General features: G+C 60.2%; 21 protein-coding genes. 14 read left to right on the forward strand and 7 right to left on the reverse strand.

Features of this window, described 5'->3' with window-relative positions; genetic code table 11:
- Positions 1-37: 37 nt before the first annotated feature.
- Positions 38-1,642 (forward strand): phytoene desaturase family protein, encoded by a 1,605-nt coding sequence (locus AC07W0_RS10030; protein ID WP_014338798.1) that lies wholly within the window; start codon positions 38-40, stop codon positions 1,640-1,642.
- 180 nt (positions 1,643-1,822) lie between these two features.
- Here AC07W0_RS10030 and AC07W0_RS10035 read toward each other — a convergent pair whose 3' ends face one another.
- Positions 1,823-2,488 (reverse strand): TetR/AcrR family transcriptional regulator, encoded by a 666-nt coding sequence (locus AC07W0_RS10035; RefSeq protein WP_014338799.1) that lies wholly within the window; start codon positions 2,486-2,488, stop codon positions 1,823-1,825.
- Between the two features lie 182 nt (positions 2,489-2,670).
- Here AC07W0_RS10035 and AC07W0_RS10040 point away from each other — a divergent pair, with 182 nt between their 5' ends.
- The 5 genes from AC07W0_RS10040 to AC07W0_RS10060 all read left to right on the forward strand — a co-directional run bounded on the left by AC07W0_RS10040 (position 2,671) and on the right by AC07W0_RS10060 (position 7,627).
- Complete coding sequence (locus tag AC07W0_RS10040; RefSeq protein ID WP_014338800.1) at positions 2,671-3,948, forward strand: cytochrome P450; 1,278 nt, start codon at positions 2,671-2,673, stop codon at positions 3,946-3,948.
- A gap of 50 nt (positions 3,949-3,998) precedes the next feature.
- On the forward strand, positions 3,999-5,030 hold the full coding sequence (locus AC07W0_RS10045; protein WP_014338801.1) for a hypothetical protein: 1,032 nt from the start codon (positions 3,999-4,001) through the stop codon (positions 5,028-5,030).
- Positions 5,031-5,117: 87 nt separating this feature from the next.
- On the forward strand, positions 5,118-5,906 hold the full coding sequence (locus AC07W0_RS10050; RefSeq protein ID WP_014338802.1) for an SDR family NAD(P)-dependent oxidoreductase: 789 nt from the start codon (positions 5,118-5,120) through the stop codon (positions 5,904-5,906).
- Between the two features lie 45 nt (positions 5,907-5,951).
- Positions 5,952-7,253, forward strand: coding sequence for an MFS transporter (locus AC07W0_RS10055; protein ID WP_014338803.1), 1,302 nt, complete (start codon positions 5,952-5,954; stop codon positions 7,251-7,253).
- 23 nt (positions 7,254-7,276) lie between these two features.
- Positions 7,277-7,627: a nuclear transport factor 2 family protein gene (locus AC07W0_RS10060; RefSeq protein ID WP_014338804.1), complete on the forward strand. Its 351-nt coding sequence runs from the start codon at positions 7,277-7,279 to the stop codon at positions 7,625-7,627.
- A gap of 56 nt (positions 7,628-7,683) precedes the next feature.
- Here AC07W0_RS10060 and AC07W0_RS10065 read toward each other — a convergent pair whose 3' ends face one another.
- The 4 genes from AC07W0_RS10065 to AC07W0_RS10080 form a co-directional block, all read right to left on the reverse strand.
- Positions 7,684-8,517, reverse strand: coding sequence for an oxidoreductase (locus AC07W0_RS10065; RefSeq protein WP_014338805.1), 834 nt, complete (start codon positions 8,515-8,517; stop codon positions 7,684-7,686).
- Between the two features lie 82 nt (positions 8,518-8,599).
- On the reverse strand, positions 8,600-9,835 hold the full coding sequence (locus tag AC07W0_RS10070; RefSeq protein ID WP_014338806.1) for an NAD(P)/FAD-dependent oxidoreductase: 1,236 nt from the start codon (positions 9,833-9,835) through the stop codon (positions 8,600-8,602).
- A 20-nt stretch (positions 9,836-9,855) separates the two neighbouring features.
- Positions 9,856-10,176 (reverse strand): 2Fe-2S iron-sulfur cluster-binding protein, encoded by a 321-nt coding sequence (locus AC07W0_RS10075; RefSeq protein ID WP_014338807.1) that lies wholly within the window; start codon positions 10,174-10,176, stop codon positions 9,856-9,858.
- Between the two features lie 33 nt (positions 10,177-10,209).
- Complete coding sequence (locus tag AC07W0_RS10080) at positions 10,210-11,472, reverse strand: MFS transporter (RefSeq protein ID WP_014338808.1); 1,263 nt, start codon at positions 11,470-11,472, stop codon at positions 10,210-10,212.
- A gap of 352 nt (positions 11,473-11,824) precedes the next feature.
- Here AC07W0_RS10080 and AC07W0_RS10085 point away from each other — a divergent pair, with 352 nt between their 5' ends.
- From AC07W0_RS10085 to AC07W0_RS10110, 6 genes are all read left to right on the forward strand, one after another.
- Positions 11,825-12,061, forward strand: a complete 237-nt coding sequence (locus AC07W0_RS10085) for a ferredoxin (RefSeq protein ID WP_014338809.1) — start codon at positions 11,825-11,827, stop codon at positions 12,059-12,061.
- Positions 12,062-12,112: 51 nt separating this feature from the next.
- Positions 12,113-12,871, forward strand: a complete 759-nt coding sequence (locus AC07W0_RS10090) for an SDR family NAD(P)-dependent oxidoreductase (protein ID WP_034114552.1) — start codon at positions 12,113-12,115, stop codon at positions 12,869-12,871.
- Positions 12,872-12,932: 61 nt separating this feature from the next.
- On the forward strand, positions 12,933-13,883 hold the full coding sequence (locus AC07W0_RS10095) for a VOC family protein (RefSeq protein WP_102617435.1): 951 nt from the start codon (positions 12,933-12,935) through the stop codon (positions 13,881-13,883).
- Position 13,884: 1 nt separating this feature from the next.
- On the forward strand, positions 13,885-14,769 hold the full coding sequence (locus AC07W0_RS10100) for a fumarylacetoacetate hydrolase family protein (protein ID WP_014338812.1): 885 nt from the start codon (positions 13,885-13,887) through the stop codon (positions 14,767-14,769).
- A 34-nt stretch (positions 14,770-14,803) separates the two neighbouring features.
- On the forward strand, positions 14,804-15,088 hold the full coding sequence (locus AC07W0_RS10105) for an MFS transporter (protein ID WP_014338813.1): 285 nt from the start codon (positions 14,804-14,806) through the stop codon (positions 15,086-15,088).
- Positions 15,089-15,152: 64 nt separating this feature from the next.
- On the forward strand, positions 15,153-15,938 hold the full coding sequence (locus AC07W0_RS10110) for an IclR family transcriptional regulator (protein WP_014338814.1): 786 nt from the start codon (positions 15,153-15,155) through the stop codon (positions 15,936-15,938).
- Positions 15,939-15,947: 9 nt separating this feature from the next.
- On the opposite strand, the gene AC07W0_RS10115 is transcribed toward AC07W0_RS10110, so the two are convergent.
- Together AC07W0_RS10115 and AC07W0_RS10120 are read right to left on the reverse strand one after the other, a co-directional pair.
- Positions 15,948-17,138: a thiolase family protein gene (locus tag AC07W0_RS10115; protein ID WP_014338815.1), complete on the reverse strand. Its 1,191-nt coding sequence runs from the start codon at positions 17,136-17,138 to the stop codon at positions 15,948-15,950.
- On the reverse strand, positions 17,138-17,536 hold the full coding sequence (locus AC07W0_RS10120; RefSeq protein WP_014338816.1) for a Zn-ribbon domain-containing OB-fold protein: 399 nt from the start codon (positions 17,534-17,536) through the stop codon (positions 17,138-17,140). The genes AC07W0_RS10115 and AC07W0_RS10120 overlap by 1 nt, the downstream gene beginning before the upstream one ends.
- A 139-nt stretch (positions 17,537-17,675) precedes the next feature.
- Here AC07W0_RS10120 and AC07W0_RS10125 point away from each other — a divergent pair, with 139 nt between their 5' ends.
- Together AC07W0_RS10125 and AC07W0_RS10130 are read left to right on the forward strand one after the other, a co-directional pair.
- Entirely contained in the window at positions 17,676-18,377 is a 702-nt protein-coding gene (locus AC07W0_RS10125) for an SDR family NAD(P)-dependent oxidoreductase (protein ID WP_014338817.1), read from the forward strand.
- Complete coding sequence (locus tag AC07W0_RS10130; protein ID WP_102617434.1) at positions 18,374-19,372, forward strand: fumarylacetoacetate hydrolase family protein; 999 nt, start codon at positions 18,374-18,376, stop codon at positions 19,370-19,372. Before AC07W0_RS10125 ends, AC07W0_RS10130 begins: the two co-directional genes overlap by 4 nt.
- Positions 19,373-19,431 lie beyond the last annotated feature (59 nt).

Genomic DNA, 19,431 nt, shown 5'->3' on the forward strand with positions numbered 1-19,431 from the left:
AGCCGCCGTGCTTGTATTTCGACATTGGAAGCCTGAAATGAACCAGAACCAAATTGAGAGAAACACTGATTTCGATGTAATCGTGGTCGGTGGGGGTACCAACGGCCTGTCAGCGGGCTGTTACTTGGGCATGGAAGGCAAAAAAGTGTTGGTCCTTGAGGCGTTGGACAAGGTTGGCGGGATGGCCTCGTCTGGCTACCTGATACCCGAAGCGCCGCAGCATCTGGTACACCCCTGTGCCTTGGACATGATGTCGATGCGTGTGCATTCCCATGTGCCGCTGGAATTGGGACTGGAGCGCCACGGCTTCAAATCGGTGGAGCTCGCGCCGGGGTATGTCTACCTCCACCCGGATGGGCAGTCGCTGATTTTCTGGCGTGACCGTGAGAAAACCGCTGCCGAGATACGCCGCTTCAGCAGCAAGGACGCCGAGGCGTTTCTTCAGTTCATGAAGGTCATCGACATGTTCCTCGATATCGCGCTGCCGATGATGCGGGTCGACCCGGCGAAAACCAACCTGGGCGTGAAGCTGAAAATGCTCGGCACCGCGCTTAAGCACAAAGCCTTGAAACCCGAGCTGATGGCGCTGATGACGGGCTCTGCGTTGCAGGCGGCCCGTGAGCGCTTCGAGCATCCGGTGACCCTTTCTGCGATGTGCGCACTCACCGGCCTGGCGGGCGATATCAGCGCCGATGGCGGTGGCATCTATTACGCCTTGCTCGGTTTCCTCCATCGTTTTGGCGTGGGCCGGGTGATGGGGGGTATGCAGCAGTTGAGCAATGCCATGCAGGCTCGATTGGAAGAGTTGGGCGGCCAGGTGCTGGTATCGGCCAGCGTCAGTGAAATCGTCGCCAGGCAAGGTCAGGTCAAAGGCGTGAAGCTGGCCGACGGTCGCGAGTTCACGGCCCGTGCAGTCATTGCCGGTTGTCATCCCAAGCCAGCGCTGGACATGGTCACCCGCGGCGAGATCCCGCAACACCTGCTGACCCGCATCGCCATGGCGCCGGCCAACGGCAAGGGCTCGGGACCGCTCAAAGTGGATGTCGCCTTGCGTGGGCAGATTTCCCTGCCACGTTTCGCTGCCGCGCGCGGCGACGGTGTGGATCTGCGCAAGACCGTGATGTTGATCGGCACCGAAGAGGCCGTGCTGGAAAACTTCGCCGCCTGCGCCCGTGGCGAGGTCCCCAAATTGCCCTATATCACCGTGGCCGCACCAAGCGCCGCGGATCCCTCCCAGGCGCCAGCCGGCCAGGATGTGTTGTACATCTACCCGCCCGTGATGCCGGTGAACCCCAACGAAGGCTGGGACGCGTTGCGTGAGCGAGTGGCCGACCAGGTGCAGGAACAGTTGTACGACTATATCGAGGGTATCGAAGGGCAAGTGATTGGCCGACGCATCGAGGCCGCCCCGGACTTTACCGAACGCCTGAACACCGTGAATGGCTGCGTGGTGCATATCGACACCACCTCGATGCGCTCGAGTACCATGCGCCCGGCATACGGCTTGGGAGGCGATACCTTGCCGGTGGCGGGATTGTATTTGGGCAGTGCCGGCATTCACCCGGGCGGCGGAGTCAATGGCATGGCCGGCCGGCTGGCGGCCAGGCGGGTGAGCAAGTACCTGAGTAAAAAAGGCAACTGAACCGTCGACAGATAAACCTGTGGGAGCGAGCCTGCTCGCGAAGGTGGTGTGTCAGGCGGCGATGATGGTGCAAGTGCTTGCCCCTTCGCGGGCAGGCGCGGCTCCCACAAAGAGATCATGTTCAGGTAACGCGGGTAAACCTGTGGGAGCGAGCCTGCTCGCGAAAACGCGCCGACAGCCTTAAACGCTGTCGGCGTTCTTTTCTGCCCCCAGTGAAATACTCGCCAGGACAAAGTCCGCCGAGTACTGACGCCAGATGGCCATGCCTTGGGCCGAGTCGGTGTCCAACCCGGCGAGTGCCGACATCGAATAGCGGTTGGTGAACCAGCCAGTGGTCACCAAAGATGCACTGGCCAGCAAAAGGCGCGGGTTGATACCCCCACGGAAATCACCATTGGCAGCGCCGCGCAGCAGAATCGCGTCGAGTTTGGCGATCAGTTTCGGCGCCATTTCCAGGAAATGGTTACGGGGTGTTTCGTGGGTATCGTGGTAGCGGATGCCCTCCAGCGCCAGGCTGCCAAGGAAGGGGTCCAGGCGGTACTGATCGAAGAAATGGTTGAGCACGACGCGCATCGCTTCCGGTGGTGGAAGCGCTTCGACATTGAGGTTGACCAGCTCGGACATGATGTTGTCCGAAGACTCATCCAGTACCGCTACAAACAGCCCTTCCTTGGACTTGTAGTAGTGGTAGACCAACTGCTTGGTGACGCCCGCATCCCGGGCAATTTCTTCCACTCGCGCACCGGCCAGGCCCTTTTTGGCGAACTCCATGCGCGCAGCAGCGAGCAGGCGATTCATCGTATTGCGCTTGCCCTGTTCGCCACCTTCTCCTGCCTTCACCGCCACCTCGTACTCCTCATGCCTGCATGGGGCAGGCTATTGATACTTTGAAGCATTTTCCCGTGGGCCTTCGTTTGACCCTAAGTCAAACGAAGCCGGCCACCGGTATGGATGCAAGCGCATACCATAGGTTAGCAGCCGGGCAATCTTGGTGTGCAAGAGCCATAAAAACAAGACGGGAGACCCTGATGAACAACGACAGCGCGGCACTGGACCTGGCAACCGCTTATTCTGCCGTATCGCAAATGTACCGCGGCACCGACCTGGATATTCACGCGGTGTGCCGCGAGCAACGGCTGAAATCGCCCATCTATGAAGGCGACTTCATCACCCAGTTCGGCGTTCCGACCAATGCCGGGACCCAGCAGGGCACTCGCCCGACCTTCGCCTTGTTCAAGTACCAGGATGTGATGACCGTCCTGCGCGACGGTGCGACCTACACCAGTGGATTCATTGCCGAAGGTCTGGGCGCGTTCTTCGATGGCCTGATCATTCTTGCCATGGACGGTGACGAACACCGCAAGGTCCGCGCCTTGCTGCAACCGGCATTCATGCCGGAGACCGTGAACAAATGGCGCCCGCAGATCGATCAAGTGATTCGCGAAGAATACATCCGGCCGATGCTGCCAGCGAAGAAGGCCGACTTGATGAAGTTCGGCCTCGAACTGCCGATTCGCATCATGTACGCCTTGATGGGCTTCCCTTCGGATGACCCCTCCAAGTACAAGCAATACGCCGCCTGGGCCTTGGCCATTGTCGGCGGCAACCAGATTGACCCGAGCAAAATGGCTGAAGCGCGCCGCCAGGCCGGCATCGCCGTCAAAGGGCTGTACGACGCGCTGGCCGAGGTCGTGGTGCAACGCCGTGCCGAGGGTAGCCAGGGCGATGATGTGATCGGGCGTTTGCTGCGTGCCGAATACGAAGGGCGCACGCTGGATGACCATGAAGTGATCACCTTCACCCGCTCGTTGTTGCCGGCCGCTGGCGAAACCACCACGCGCATGTTCGGCTCGGTGATGACCTTGCTACTGACCACGCCCGGCCTGCTGGAGCGCGTCAAGGCCGACCGCTCGCTGATCGGTAAACTGATGGACGAAACCACCCGCTTCGAGCCGGTCGCCACCTTCAAGGTGCGTGAAACCGCCAAAGAAGTGGAGTTTCACGGCGTGAAGATTCCCAAGGGTTCGTTTGTCCAGTGCATGGTGGTGTCCGCCAACCGCGACGAAGACGCTTTTGAAAACCCCGATGTATTCGACATCGATCGCAAGCCAAAACCCTCCTTTGGTTTTGGCTTTGGCCCGCACATGTGCATCGGTCAATTCGTAGCCAAGGTGGAAATCAGCTGCGCGGTCAACGCGATCCTCGATCTATTCCCCAATTTGCGCCTCGACCCGAGCGAGCCTGTCCCGCAGATCGGCGGGGCGCAACTGCGCGGCGTGTCCAAGCTTCCGGTGATCTGGGACTAACCACGCCTAAGAGCCATCTCCAGGCCTCAACAAAAACAACAGAGGGCATTATGAGAACGTTCAAGACCATTCCGGAACGCGGTGATTTTGGCTTTCAACAACTGGTCGGGCCGCACAAGGTCACGGGGGCTTCGATGTCCGCCGAACGCGGTTTCTTCGGGCTGCACCTGAGCAAGAGTTCCCCGTTCGGGTCGGTGCGCGATGAACAAGGCAACATCTATTCATTCGTGCGTTCGCTGATGGCGCCCAATGGCACCCCGAACCCGACCAAGTTCTTCTACCTGAACAACCACGTCGACAACGTCAACCTGCGCATGGACCACGAAAAAATGGCCCGGCAGGCCCTGACGCCGTTGCCCGTGCACAGCCTGGAAGGCGATGTCGCACGCTGGGCCAGCCAACCGGGTGAGCCCGGTAATGGTTGGGAAATCACGGCCAGCAGCGAGCGCCTGACCTGGAAGGAAGAAGGCCTGTTTCACCTGGAAGGGCGTCTGCTCGGCCCGGGACTGCAGTGGTACTTGCCGGGTGTGGACTGGGGCACCTTCTACGTTTCGCAGTTGTGGGACATCGCCGGTGTCTGCGAGGGGCGGGCGGTGAAAGGTGCCATGGCGCTGGACCAGTTCTACATGGCCGAAGGCGGCGCTATTCACTTCAAGAAAGACCTGGTGGTGAACAACAACAAGCACGTGATCTGGTGGTCCTTTGTCACCGTTTACAAAGACGGCAGCTGGGACACCGGTTCCTTCATGGTCGGTCACGACCACTTGGGCTACGCCATTTTCAACAATGAAAAGGGCGAGGTACGGGTCACCACCGATATCGAAGGGCAAACCGTGCACAAGGACGGCAGTTACTTCCTGAAGTCGGCCAAAATTGTCCTGGAAGGCCAGGAAGAGTGGGAGTTCCTGCCCGACGAGAAGGGGGAGATGATCGACTTCGTCGGTGGCTTCCCGATCACGGCGCAGCAGGAAGGACGCTGGCGTCGGGTGGGCGATACCCGTGAGCCTTCGCACTGGCTGGGCTGGGGCGAATCGGACCGACGTAACGGCTCGGCCCGTAACGTTCCAGGCAAGGACCTGTAGTCGGTCGGGTGCGCCGGGTTGCGATGGGTTACCCGGCGCGCGCGCTGCGTCAAAAGCCTCTTCTAATAACAACAATGAGGAACCGCAATGAAATTCCGTGACAAAGTCGTGCTGGTCACCGGTGCCGGTCGAGGCATGGGCCGTGCCATTGCCCTGGCCTATGCCCGCGAGGGCGCCAAGGTGGTCGTATCGGCACGCACCGCTCGATACGGCGAAGAAACGATCAGCCAGATCAAGGCCCTGGGCGGTGAGGCCTGTCTGGTCGGTGGCGACATCGCCGACCGCGAGGCGATCAAGTCGATGGTGGAAGGTGGCGTGGAGCGTTTTGGCGGCCTGGATATCGTGGTGCATTGCGCGGCCGATACGAGCCACGGATTGATCGCCGACATGGCCGATGACACCTTCGATCACATCGTGCGCAGCAACATCCAGTCGTTGTTCTGGCTGGCCAAGGACAGCGCCTTTTACCTGTCCCGGGCGGTCGATAAAGGCCGGTTGATATTCATCTCCTCCGGCGAAGCCAACCGCAAATATACGCCTCGACTGATTGCCTATAGCTCCAGCAAAGCCTTTATGAACGCCTTCGCTCGTGGCTTGGCGGTGGAGTTCGGCGCCATGAATATTCTGGTCAATGTTGTCGAGCCCGGGCTGATCGGCACTGACCATATGCTGGAAACCCTGGGCAATGAACTGCCGCATAAACTCGCGGCACATTTTCCCGTGGGGCGTTTGGGTGAGTCCGCCGACATTGCCAATGCCGTACTGTTTCTGACCTCCAACGAGGCCTCCTACATCACTGGCACCTCGCTGCTGGTGGATGGAGGCGCCACCATGGTCGCGCTGCCCAAAGTCGAAGAAATCCTCAAGGGCCACTAATCATGTCGCGCGTCCGCAATGGCGGGCCGCGCTGGGAGTCAGGTCATGACTACAAATACACGCAACAGCACCACCTCGGCCCACGCCGGCAATGATTTCTCCGAGTTCAAGCGTGGCTGGCACATTGTCCTGCTGGGGTTGTTTGGCATCTGCACGAGCATTTCCGCTGCGTTGCTGTATTCCTTCGGCACCCTGGTGATTCCGCTGGAGCAGGCGTTCGGCTGGAGTCGTGGCGACTTGCAGGCCTCGATCACCTTTCTGTTTGCTGGTGTGGCGATTTCCACGCAGTTGGTGGGTGGGTTGTATCGCCGTTACGGATTGCGCCGAGTGGCGATTGTTTCGATGGTGCTGCAGATCGTCGGTTACCTGGCCATCACCCGGATCCAGGGCTCGATTGGCTGGTTGTACCTGGCATTCTTCATCATGCCGATCATCTGCGCCGGCACCATTGCGATTACCTGGACACAACTGGTCAACCTGTGGTTCGAGCGTAATCGTGGGTTGGCGCTGGCCGTGATCCTGTGTGGCACCGGCTTGATGGCGATGATTCTGCCGCCGCTGTTGTCGCGGTTGATTGCCGCCTACGGCTGGCAGGCCGGGTTCATTGCGTTGGCGGCGATGCCGATGCTGTTTACCCTGCCTTTGTCATTGATGTGGTTACGCATGCCGGCACCGCTCGCCAGTGCTGATGCCACGCCTCAGAAAGCGCTTGCGCAACTGACTGGCATGTCGTTCAGACAAGCCTTGCGCTCAGGGATGTACTGGGGCTTCAACGTCGCGTTGATATTGTCGGTGTCGTTGACCGTCGGCATGGTCACCAACCTCGTGCCGATGCTGCAAAGCAAGGGCTTGAGCCCCCAGCAGGCCAGTCAGATTTTCAGCAGCTTTGGTATTTCCATCATCGGCGGACGTTTGTTGGTGGGCTATCTGCTGGATCGCTATTCACCTTCGGTGGTCGCGGCCGTGAGCCTGGCGCTACCGGCGCTGGGTTGTGCGATCTTCCTCTTGGGCGGGGCGCAGAACACCTCGTTGCTGGTCCTTGCCACCCTGTGCATTGGCGCCAGTGCCGGGGCTGAATTCGATCTGGCGGCCTTCCTGATGGCCCGCTATTTCGGCCTGAAGGACTACGCGCGAATCTTTGGTTTGCACCTGTGCCTGATTACCATCGTCTCCGGGCTGGTGCCCATGCTGTTCGGTCATCTTTATGACGTGTACGGCAGTTATTCGGCGGTGCTGGTGTGCTGTTTCTGTTGCGCCATCATCGGTCCGATCATTCTGTTGTGGTTGAAGATGGAGCCGGCATTCCTGGCCCGTCAACAAAACCCGCAGCAAGGACAACACGCCTGACCCCACCTGAGGATGAACCTGATATGAGCATGGACAAACAAGCAATCGAGCACTTCCTGCACGGCCAGATCGACTGCTGGAATAAAGGCGACAAAGAGGGTTTTTTCGCCCATTACCGCAGCGTCTCGGCCAATGGCTTGAGTATCGAATATGTCGGCAAACCCCTGCATGATGCCTGGCAGGTGTTGGAAGGCATGTGGGCGCTACAGCAGCCGAAGATTCGCGTGGAGGTGCGCCAGTGCATCGTCAATGGCAATGAGGCGGCCTGTCATCACCTGAACGCCTTTCGCGAGCAGCAAGGTGGCATCGAGACGATCGAGTTGTACCGATTCGAAGACGGCAAGTTGTCTGTGCGTTATTTCATCAACCAGTAACCGTGGACGCCCTGGTGCGTGCAGCTTTTGTCAAGAAAGGCTATGCGCACCTGCGGTTATTCGCCATCGGTGGAGCAGGTCAGCGGCCGCCACTGCTCGATTTGCGCGAGCATCTTGTCGAGCTTGTCGCGGACTTGCTGATAAGCGTCGGAGCCTGCCAGGTAACGCAACGGTGGCTGCGCACTGTTGGCCAGCTGTACCAGCGCGCTGCCCAGTTTCGTCGGGCTGCCGGTTTGCCGGTGGTTGTAGGCGGCCGAAGCGCTTTTGACCTTGGCGGTGAATGTTGCGTAATCCTCTAGCCCACCTGCACCGAAGACCGCTGAACTGGCGTCGAGAAAGTCGGTACGGAAAACGCCGGGTTCCACCAGCGTGACCTTGATACCGAACGGCGCCACCTCCAGGGCCAGTGATTCGGAAAAACCTTCCACGGCAAATTTCGACGCGCAATACAGCGCCGCACCGCCCATGCCCACCAGGCCGCCCATCGAGGACAGATTGAATATATGGCCGCTGCGTTGCTGGCGCATGATGGGTAAGACGGCACGGCAGACGTTGAACACACCAAACACGTTGGTCGCGAACTGCTTGTCGGCGTCGCTGGCGAAATTGTCTTCAAAGGGCCCCAGTTGCCCGTAGCCGGCATTGTTGACCAGCACATCAATTCGGCCAAAACGCGCAACGGCCTTCTCTGCGGCGGCAAGCGCCTGGGCTTCATCGGTCACATCCAGGGCCACTGCCAGCACGCGCTCGCCATACTCGGCGAAGACATTTTCCAGCGCGTCGGTGCGCCTGCCGCTGACCACCACACGGTCGCCGTCGGTCAGCGCGGCCTTGGCAATGGCGGCACCCAGGCCTCGGGCCGCACCGGTAATAAACCAGACTTTGTTCATCGCATCGCTCCAGGCATTGTGCAAAAAAAAGCCGCGTCAGCTTTGGGGCGGGCGCGGCTGCGGGTTTACAGGTCCGCAGTGCTCAGTCGCGATTGGCCACTTCCCAGGCCTTCAGGTCGAAACCGTCAGCGGCGGCTTCGACAGCCGTCAGCTTGGGCGCGCGGGCGAGGATCTTGCGCGCGGCCATGTGATCACCCATGCGGTTGCAAGACTCCACGGCCACCAGGCGGTCATTGCGGAAACACAGCACAGAGACTTGTTTCTCGTCGACGGAGCCGAGGACAACGGTGCTGTCGTAGCCATTGGAGAGCCCGGCAATCTGCAGCTTCAAGTCCCCCTGATCGGTCCAGAACCAGGGCAGGGCGCTGTAAGGCGCCGGCTTGCCCATCAAGCGCGCGACGACCGCGCGGGCCTGGTCGACGGCGTTCTGCACCGACTCGAGGCGGGTATGTTGTTCATCGTTCTGCTGGCAAGGGAAACTGGCGACGTCGCCCACCGCGGAGATTCGCGGGTCAGAAGTCAGGAGGCTGGCGTCTACCTTGATGCCGTTCTCGATGTCCAGGCCTGCTTCGGTCGCCAGTTGCGCGTTGGGGATCACGCCGATACCAAAGACCACCAGGTCAGCGGGCAGGACACGTCCGTCACCGGTTTGCACCGCGCACACCTTGCCGTTGTCGCCATCGATGCGGCTCAAGCCCTGGCGGAAGTCAAAATGCACGCCCCAGGCTTCATGGGCCTGGCGAAACACTGCAGACATCTCCCGCGACACGGCACGGGCCATGGGGCGCTCACCCAGCTCCAACACGTGCACGCTGGCGCCCAAGGCAGCGGCCACTGCCGCGAACTCCAGGCCGATAAACCCGGCCCCAATCACCACCACGTTGCGCGCTGCTTTCGCGAGCGGCGCCAGGGCATCGGCATCGGCTTTGGTCTTGATACCGAACACTTGCGCCAACTCTGCGCCGGGAACCGGCAGGGGACGGTTGTGCGCACCGGTGGCCAACACCAGATGGTCATAACTGACAGCCGCACCCGAGGCCAGGATCACCCGTTGGTTCTGGCGGTCAATGGCGCTGACCTGGTCATGTAGCAGTTCAATACGCTGGGTGGCGTAAAAGTCCGCCGGGCGAAACAGCAGATTGGTCGCCTGGATTTTGCCGAGCAGATAGGCCTTGGACAGCGGCGGTCGCTGATAGGGCAGGCCTGGTTCATCGCCGATCAGGGTAATGCGCCCGTCATAGCCTTCCTGACGCAGGGAGGCAGCGACCTGAAAGCCGGCCTGGCCGGCACCGACGATAACGACTGAGGCGAGGGTCATGAGAGCTCCTTCAAGTGCATTCAGAATTGCGACGACGGCAGGTGCAGCACCATGCCGTCCATTTCTTGGCTGATGATCAACTGGCAGCTCAAGCGGCTGTTGTCGCGGCGTTCGAAGGCGTACTCGAGCATGTCGCTTTCCATGCCTTGCGGTGCTTGCACCTTGCCCAGCCAGGCCTCGTCCACGTAGGTATGGCAAGTAGCGCAACTGCAGGCGCCACCGCAGTCGGCGGAAATACCGGGCACCGAGGCGAAGGTCGCGGCTTGCATCACCGATTGGCCGATGTCGCCCTTGACCTGATGGGTGGTGCCGTTGTGTTCGATAAACGTCAATGTGGGCATGTTCTGCTCCGGTTCTTGTTGTGGGGGGAGGGCTCAGGATTGGCTGGGAAGTGGTTGCGCATTGAAGCGTGGTACGCGTCCCAGGGTCAGTAAAAGCAGCGGACCGACCAGGCAACAGGCGGCGCTGTACACCAGCATTGCCGTGTACGAACCAGTACGTGCCAGCAGGTAGGCGAAAAGCAATGGCGCCAGCGCCGAAGCCACGGTATTCAAGCCCTGATGGACGCCAAACAGACGACCGTACTCGCGCAGGCCGAAGTAGCGGGCAATCAAAAAGGCGGCAATATCGAATTCTGCCCCGGCGCCAAAGCCGATCAGTACGGCAGCCAGCATCAGCGGCGCAAATTCAGCGGTGGGGCTCAGGTAGATAAAACAACCGACGGCGGGCAACACCAGGCTGAGCGCGGACACCGCCGGTGGCCACAGGCGATCGAGCAGATAGCCGATCAACATCCGGCCGAAGATCAGCGAAATACCAAAACCGCTGAAAATGGTGGCGGCATCCGCAGCGGACAACCCCCTGGATTGCAGCATGGGCACGGTGCTCGTGACCATGCCAACGATCGAAGAAATCACCAGGCTGAGCGCCAGGTTGCAGGTCCAGAACTTCAGCGAGCCCATACCCTCACGAAAGCCCATGCCGGGCAATCGCTCCAGTGCATGGCCGTCGTCTTGGCTACCCGCCGCAGCGGGCAGCTTGAACCACAGCAGAATCAGAGGCAACAAAACCAGCAGGTTGAGCAGGGCGAGAATCACGAAGGCCGCGCGCCAGTCCCATTGTTCGATCCCCCATGCCATCAACCGGGGAATAGTGGCGGCGGTGAGACCGGTGCCGGACAGGCCGATGGCCAATGCCAGGCCGCGATTGCGGTCAAACCAAAGGCTCAACAGTTGTGTCCAGGTCACCGCCAGTGCGCCCATGCCCACGATCGGCAGCACTGCAAAGGCGATGTACATCGACCAGATCGATTGGGTCAGTTGGGTTGTCGCCAGGTAGCCGAGTGACAACAACAGCAGGGAAATGACCGTGACGCGCTTCATGCCATAGCGCAGGTTGAACCAACCCACCAGTTGCAGTGACACCACGGCGCCGCCAAACAGAAAGGTGATGCAGGCCTGCAGCTCGCTTCTGCTCCAGCCAAAGGCATCGCCGAGCGGCACGACCAATGTGCCGAAGCCATAGAGCAGGGCGGCATTGATGCTGATGGCAACACCGGCGACGGACAAAATGAGAATTTTCCAGCTCTGTCGAAATTCGCGCGGATCGATTGCGGCTTGGTTTGTAGACGGGTGCATGGGGTTGGCTTCCTTATAGGTTTTGTTGAGCCAAGCATTGCTACAAGGGGGAAATGAATCCACCCTCAGCAGATTCTTTGAACAGAATCTGGTTTTTTATTCAGAATAAAATCAAAAATTCCGCTTTGTCCAGCCCAACCATCTGACTTATAGACAAACGAATTCCCTGCGTGGGGGCCTCCTTCGGACCAATCTGGGCCTCTGGGAGCGAGCAAGTTCGCCCACATGGATCTTTGTCTGGCACGGCGATCGTCCCAGGTGACTGCCAGCATAGCCGTGCCAAATATTAATTGCACATAAAATAAAATAGTGTTCATAATTTGCCGAGGCTGAACCTGATAAGGAGAAAAAAATGAGTTCAGAAAAAGCGCAATTCAAAGCCGTGGTAGACCGTAGCCGCTGCTGTGGTTATGGTTTATGTGCCGCGATTTGCCCCAGCCTGTACAAGCTCGATGCCGATGGCCTGGTGTATTTCGACGACGCCCATATCCCCCCGGAGTTGGAGGAGGAGGCCCGTGAGGGCGCTGCCGCCTGTCCCGCCGAGGCGATCTGGCTTGAACCCATCACCTCGGAAAACGAAGCCGTTTGACGGCATGAACGTTTGCCGCAATGTGATAACCACAGAGGTGAGGGTGTGCTGATGGGACGTTTACAAGACAAAGTGGCGTTGATCACCGGTACCGGTGGTGGCCAGGGCCGGGCGGCGGCGCTGCGTTTTGCCCGCGAAGGCGCAATCGTGGTTGGTTGCGACGTGGTTGCCGAAGGTCATGAGGAGACGGCGGCCTTGCTGCGGGCCGAGGGCCATACCCTGTATGGCTCGGCGCCTGTGGACCTGGGCGATCATGAACAGGCCCAGGCCTGGATCGATGCCGCCGTCGCCGAACATGGGCGCATCGACATTCTCTACAACAATGCTTCCGCCGCTCGTTTCGGACTGGTCAGCGAACTGTCGATCGAGGATTGGCAGTACACCATGCGCAATGAAATCGACCTGCTGTTCTATACCACAAAGTATGCCTGGCCCCACCTGGCCGAGCAGCGCGGGGTGATCATCAACGTATCGTCCACCGCAGCCTGGGGCGGCTCGAAAGTCGCCGGCATCAGCGCCCACTCGGCAGCAAAGGGGGCCGTGGTGTCGTTCACTCGCCAGCTGGCGGTGGAGGGCGCCCCGTTCGGCATCCGTGCGGTCAGCTTGAGTCCGGGATTTGTCGCCACCCCGGGTACCCGGCCGTTTCTGGAAGACCCGAAGATTCGCGCCATGCTGCTGGACGGCGTATTGATGGATCGCCCCGGCGAGCCTGAGGAAGTGGTGGCCATGGCGGTATTTGTCGCTTCGGATGAGGCCTCATTCATCACCGGTTCAGACTTCGTCATCGACGGTGGGTTGCTGGCTGTCTAGCGCGGCGTCAGGGCGGGTGCCGCAGGCACCTTTCATCTCGAACAATAAAAAGGTGAATAACGTGGACATCATCGGTATCGGTTACATGGGCTTCGAAACCCCCAATCTCGAGGCGTGGCGTGAGTACGGCCCGCAGGTAATGGGCTTTGGTATCGGCAAGAATCCCGAGAGTGACCCGGAGTCGCTGTACTTCAAAATCGACGATCGACGCCATCGCTTCGCTTTTCATCCAGGCAAGGTAGACCGAATTGCCTACATCGGCTGGGAAGCGGTGGGGCGCATGGCGTTCGAAGAGGGCATCAGGAAGCTGGCGGCGGCGAATGTCGACTACAGCCGTGGCGACGCCCAATTGTGTGAAAAGCGCGGTGTGCGCGAATTGGTGCGCTTCCGCGACCCCGTGGGGTATCAGCACGAACTGTTTTACGGGCAGAAATGGCTGCCGCGCTCGTTCCAGCCAGGGCGTCCCCACAGTGGTTTCCTGGCTGACGAACGGGGCGCGGGCCATGTGGTGCTGATCACCCCGGACTACACCCCGGAACTGGAAGACTTTCTGCTCAACGTGATGGGCTTCAGTTGGTATGGCGCGGGTGCGGGCAAAGGGCGAACCGGTTTCTTCCGCTCCAAACTCAACCATCACACCAGCCATGATATTGCCTATGGCCATGGGCCGGGACGCATGGGGGTGCAGCATGTCGGGCTGTTCGTGCGCAATGTGCGGGATGTCGGGGAAACCTACGACATCGTGCGCCAGCGTGGGCTGCCGATGATGATGACCCTCGGCCAACATGCCCAGGACCCGCACCTGTCGTTCTACCATTTCAATCCGTCCGGTTTTGCCTTCGAGACCATTGCTGAAATCGAGCCATGGCAAGGCGATCCCTATGAGTTGAACCCGGAAAAACTCAGCCTGTGGGGCCACGAAATGGTTGGCCCGATTCTCGGTCCCAGCGTCAAGACGCCGGAAGAAGTGCTCGATGCCGAGTACCTGACGACGTACCTGGCCAAGCGCTGATATGCGTCTGGCGCGGGTCGAAGTCGCTGGGCAGGCGTTCTGGGCACTGTTGGATGGGCAAACCGAGCATTTGCGGCGGATTAACGCGCCGTTTTCCCACTGGGTCGGGCTGTGCGCGGATCTTGCGATAGACGCCCTGGACCTGGCAGGCCAATGGTTGCCGTTGTCAGCCGCGCGCCTGCTCGCGCCCTTGGAGCCGGGCAGCCGCGTCTTTGGTGTGGGCCTCAACTACCTCAGTCATCTCAAGCGCCTGGGCAGTGATGCGCCGGCGCACCCGCTGGCCTACATGAAGCCTGGGTCGGCGCTGGTCGGTGCCGATGACGATATCGACTACTCACCCTTAACCGCCCAACTTGACTATGAGGTCGAACTGGTCGCCGTGGTGGGCCGACCGTTGCTGGATGAACCCCATGCCAGCGATTGCCTGCTGGGGTACACGGTGGGCAATGACATCAGTGCTCGGGATGCCGGCAAGCAGATTGGTCGCCTGGACCTGTTGACGCAGAAAGCCATGGATCGCACCACGCCGGTAGGTCCCTGGATCGTGACCACGGACGAAGTGGCCGTCAGGGGGCAACCGGCTCTGGAGATGCGCCTGAGCGTCAACGATGAGTTGCGCCAGCAGGACAATACCCGGCAGATGATTTTTCCCTTGGACGAGTTGCTCAATTATTTGGATGCGCGCATCAGCCTGCGCCCGGGTGACCTGGTGTTTACCGGTTCCACCCACGGCGTGGGGCTGGAAAGCGGGCGCTTTTTGCGCCCGGGTGACCGCGTCGAGGCCGAAATCGAAGGCATCGGCCGACTGCGCAATACCATTGCTGCGCCACGCCCGCTCAGCCCCGCCCGTGCGGTCGGGCGACTGGGCCTGCCGCTGGATAAGTGAAAGATCCTGTACCAAGTGACGGCGCCAGAGCGCGATGAATTTGATCGCCGTGTACGCTGTAGGTAAGGCGCGACGGCGCAACGGTGCGCAAAACTGGTGCCTTTACCGCGACATGGCGGACCCGCAACTCTACAGTGAGCGCTTTATTGTCGAGTCCTGGCTGGAGTATCTGCGCCAGCAGATGCGGGTGACCCAGGCTGACCATGCCCAGGAGTGTCTCATTGAGCGTTTTCGTCGAGAGAACCTGCAAACCCGCCGGCTGATTTACCAGCCGTTAGAGAAATACTCCGTCTCAAGTGTTCGACTAATTCCCAGATAAAACTTTCACGTTGTCGTTCATTCTCAGGCTAGAATGCCGGCACTTTAAAGTGACGGGATCGGGCATGGAATTCACTGACGTCAATGACAGCACCAAATCGGCCGGCGTAACCCTCGTCAAGCCCGTTTCCAACGCCATTCGCATCCTGCGCTACCTCAGTCAGGTGGGCACACCGGAACGTTCGGTGGATATCGCCCGGCAACTGAAGATCAATCCCAGCACCTGCTTCAATATCCTGCGCACCCTGGTCCAGGAGGAAGTGGTTGATTTCAGTCCCATGTCCAAGCGTTACTCCGTGGGCCTGGGGCTGGCGCGTTTAGTCGAGCAATTGGTCACCCAGGGCCACCGCGTACAGATGGCCAAACCCCTGTTGCAGAACCTGGCTGCACGCCTGCGAGTGACCATCACCCTGTGGCGCAAGATGAGCCCTGATCGCATCGTCATTGTCAGCTCCGCGGCCAGCCCGACCGATGTGCGCATCGACATGGCCGAAGGTCAGCGCCTGCCGATTCTGATGGGTGCCAGTGGCCGTCTGTTCGCCACGCAGATCGACCTTGACGACCCCGAGGTACAAAGCAGTTTCGAGACCATCCGCTGGGCTCAACCGCTGTCGCTGGAGGTTTACCGCAAGGAAGTGAGACAAGCTGCCGAGCGTGGTTGGGCGGTGGATGATGGCCATTTCTCGGGGGGGATTCTTGCCATTGCGGCGCCGGTCTACTCACCGACCAACAGCATCGACTTCACCGTTTCAGCGGTGATGTTCCGTGGACAACGGGATGAAGCGGGCCTTGCCGAACTGGGCAAGGCGCTGATCGAGTTCTGTAACGAAGTGGCTGGCGTTCTCTACTGAGGCGCGCGGTCACTCGCGCACCAACAGCAGACTGCCTCCCAGCGGACCGCCGCCGGCGGCCACCGCACTGACGCGGTGTTCGCGGGTTTGTCGGCCTTCGGCACGCCCCCACAATTGCAGGCAGGCTTCGTGCACATAACCCAGGCCGTGGGTGCGCCCGCCAGACAGTTGCCCGCCATTGGTGTTGATGGGCAAGCTGCCCTCCAGCGCAATGCGCGTGCCACCCTCGACAAACCCGCCACTTTCCCCGGTCGGGCACAACCCCAGGGCTTCCAGCCAGATAAGGGTCAAAATCGAAAAACCGTCATACAACTGCGCAGAGCCAACGTCCTGCGGAGTGTAGTCGGTGCGTGCCCACATCATCTGGCCGACATCGAAGGCGGCCATCCTGGTCAGGGAAATCTGGTCCCACGACCATGGCTGGTTCAACGCCGCGCCCATGGCCTCGATGCGGATCGGTGCGTTCGGCAGATCCCGCGCGATATCGCGACGCGACAGGATGATGGCGGTGGATGCATCGCAATGCACGTCGCAGTCGAACATGCGCAGAGGAGAGGAAATCATCCGCGACGCCATGTAGTCGTCCATGCTCATGGGCGTTCGGTACAGCGCTTTGGGGTTGCGCATGGCGTTCTGGCGACACGTCAGGGCGATTTGCGCCAGTTGCTCTGGCCGGGTGCCGTACTCATGGAAGTGACGTTGGGCATACAGCGCCATCAGGTTGATGCCCGATTGCACATTGAAAGGGGTAAACCACTGCCAGGCGTAGCTGCTGTCGCGACCTTGAGTCTTGTTGGTGAGAGCGCCCGCTTGTTTGTTGACCCTGCGAGCCGACGCTTCGGTGATAGTACGAAACACCAGTACGTGATTACACAGGCCCGCCGCAATCGCCATGGCGCCATTGATCACGCCAGTGAGTGGGCCAGGTCCTTCATAACCGCCGCCGAACCAGTTGACGTTGAGCCCAAGGGCACTTTTCAGTGCGCTGGGGCCGACCGGGGAGAACGGGTCACCGTTATTGTTGTCGCCCGGCCAGCAGGCCACGCCGTCGATATCGCTGCGTTGCAGGCCAGCGTCGGCAATCGCTTCCAGGCAGGCATCCAGCGTCAGGCGCATCGCCGACTTGTTCGAGGGGCGCCCGACTTCCGATTGGCCGACGCCGGTGATGGCGACGTCTTTTTCATAACGATGATCGAACATCACTGATCCTTCTCGAACAGAGGTAACCACACATCCTCGACATTGAGGAAGCTGACCCGTACCGGCATGTCGATATGCACATCCGTGACCGGCATGCCCACGATGTTGCTTACGAACTGCAATCCGGACTGTTCGACCAGCTCGATGATTGCCACCACATAGGGCACCTCCAGGTCAGGAGCCCAAGGCTGGTGGTTGATGGTGTAACTGAGCACTTTTCCCTTGCCTGACACCGCCTGCGGTGCCACGTCAAAGCTTGCACAATGCGGGCAGAGCGGGGCCGGTGGATGGAAGTACCGGCTGCAGGCCGCGCAACGATGAACGAGCAGTTCGCCCCGTTCGCCACCTTGCCAGAAGGCGCGGTTGTCGGCGTTGAGTGCAGGTAGTTTTCTGGGCATCAGCGCTCCGCAGGTGAGTATTTGACTGGAAGTCATACGGTATCATTTGTACATATTTTCTAAAAGTGTCATATATTTGTTCCGACGAAGGCACGAATCGACCGTTCGCGCCGTAAAACAACAACAAGAGGATTTTGCGATGTCCCAGTCATTACTGGACAAGAGGGTAGTCGTTACCGGCGGGTTTGGTGCCCTTGGCAGCACACTTGGCAAATGCCTGCTGGCGCGCGGCGCCCGGGTCGCTTTGCTGGACCGTAGCCAGGCGCCAGCCGCCTTGCTGGATACAAAGAATCTGCTGTGCCTGGGCGGTGTCGACCTGACCTCGACCGAGTCGGCCAGCGCGGCGTTCGAGCAGGTCGCGGCGCAGTGGGGCGGCATCGATGGTTTAGTCAATGTCGCGGGCGGTTTTGCCTGGGAGACCGTCGAAGGCGGCAGCCTGGAGACTTGGGATCGCCTCTATCAGATAAACGTGCGTACCGCGGTCATCAGTTCTCAATCGGCGCTGACGCACCTGTTGGTCTCCAACGCGGGACGCATCGTCAATATCGGTGCGCTGGCGTCGGTCAAGGCCGAAACGGGGATGGGGGCTTATGCGGCCTCCAAGGCTGGTGTGGCCCGGTTGACCGAAGCCCTGGCCGAAGAGTTGAAGGAGCGTGGCGTGACGGTGAACGCCGTGCTGCCAAGCATCATCGATACCCCAGCCAACCGTGCCGACATGCCGGATGCCGACAGCAGCCGCTGGGTGACGCCAGAAGCGTTGTCGGCGGTGGTGGCCTTTCTGCTGTCGGATGATGCTGCCGCTGTAACCGGTGCGCTGTTGCCCGTGAGTGGTCGCGTATGAGACTGGTGACCTATACCGACGCCGAAGGCTTTGACCGCGCAGGAGCCTTGCTCAACCAGGACCAGCAGGTGCTCGACCTGCAAAGGGCTTACCGCTTGCTGGAAAGTCGCGACAGTGTGGCACTGAGCAGCATTCTGGCCTTGGTGGAGGGCGGTGAGCCGGCGCTGGAATTGGCCCGTTCGCTGGTGGCCAAGGCACCCTCGGCGGCGGTGCTGGAACGTGCCAATGTGAAACTGCGCGCACCGATTCAGCCACCCCCACAGATGCGCGACTGTTCGTGCTTCGAATTGCATCTGCGCCAGAGCTTCGCTGCGGCCCGTCGCGCCCGTGCGCTAAGTACCGAAGATCCGGAAGCTACTTTGAAAGCGATGAACACTCGTGCCGACGACCGGGTGATCGAGACCTTCAACCAGCAGCCCATCTACTACAAGGGCAACCGTTTCGCGGTGATTGGCATCGACGATGAATTCCAATGGCCGAGCTTTAGCCGGGCGATGGATTTCGAACTGGAGTTCGGTTGCTACATCGGCAAGCGCGGCAAGGACATCAGCCGTGAAGCAGCCCGTGGGCATATCGTCGGTTACACCATCTTCAACGACATGAGTGCGCGCGACGCGCAGGCCCTGGAAATGCCCGGCATGCTCGGTCCGGCCAAGAGCAAGGATTTCGACACCGCCAACATCATGGGGCCATGCCTGGTGACCGCCGATGAACTGGGTGATCCCCACGATCTGAATATGGTTGCCCGGGTCAATGGGGAGGAGTGGGGGCGCGGCAATACCCGTGATATGCGCTGGAGTTTTGAAGACGTGATTGCCCACGTGTCCCGTTCGGAAACCTTGTACCCCGGTGAGTTTCTTGGTTCCGGCACGGTCGGCAACGGCTGTGGCCTGGAGCAATTGCGTTATTTGAAACCCGGCGACGTGGTTGAGCTGGAGATCGATGGCATTGGCGTGCTGCGGACTCAAGTGGGCAAGGCGCCCGACAGGGAATGACTATGATGCGAGGACGGAGACATTCACCGCTCGCGAATTAAATGTACAGAAATATAGAA

Source organism: Pseudomonas sp. GW704-F2 (assembly GCF_059423025.1).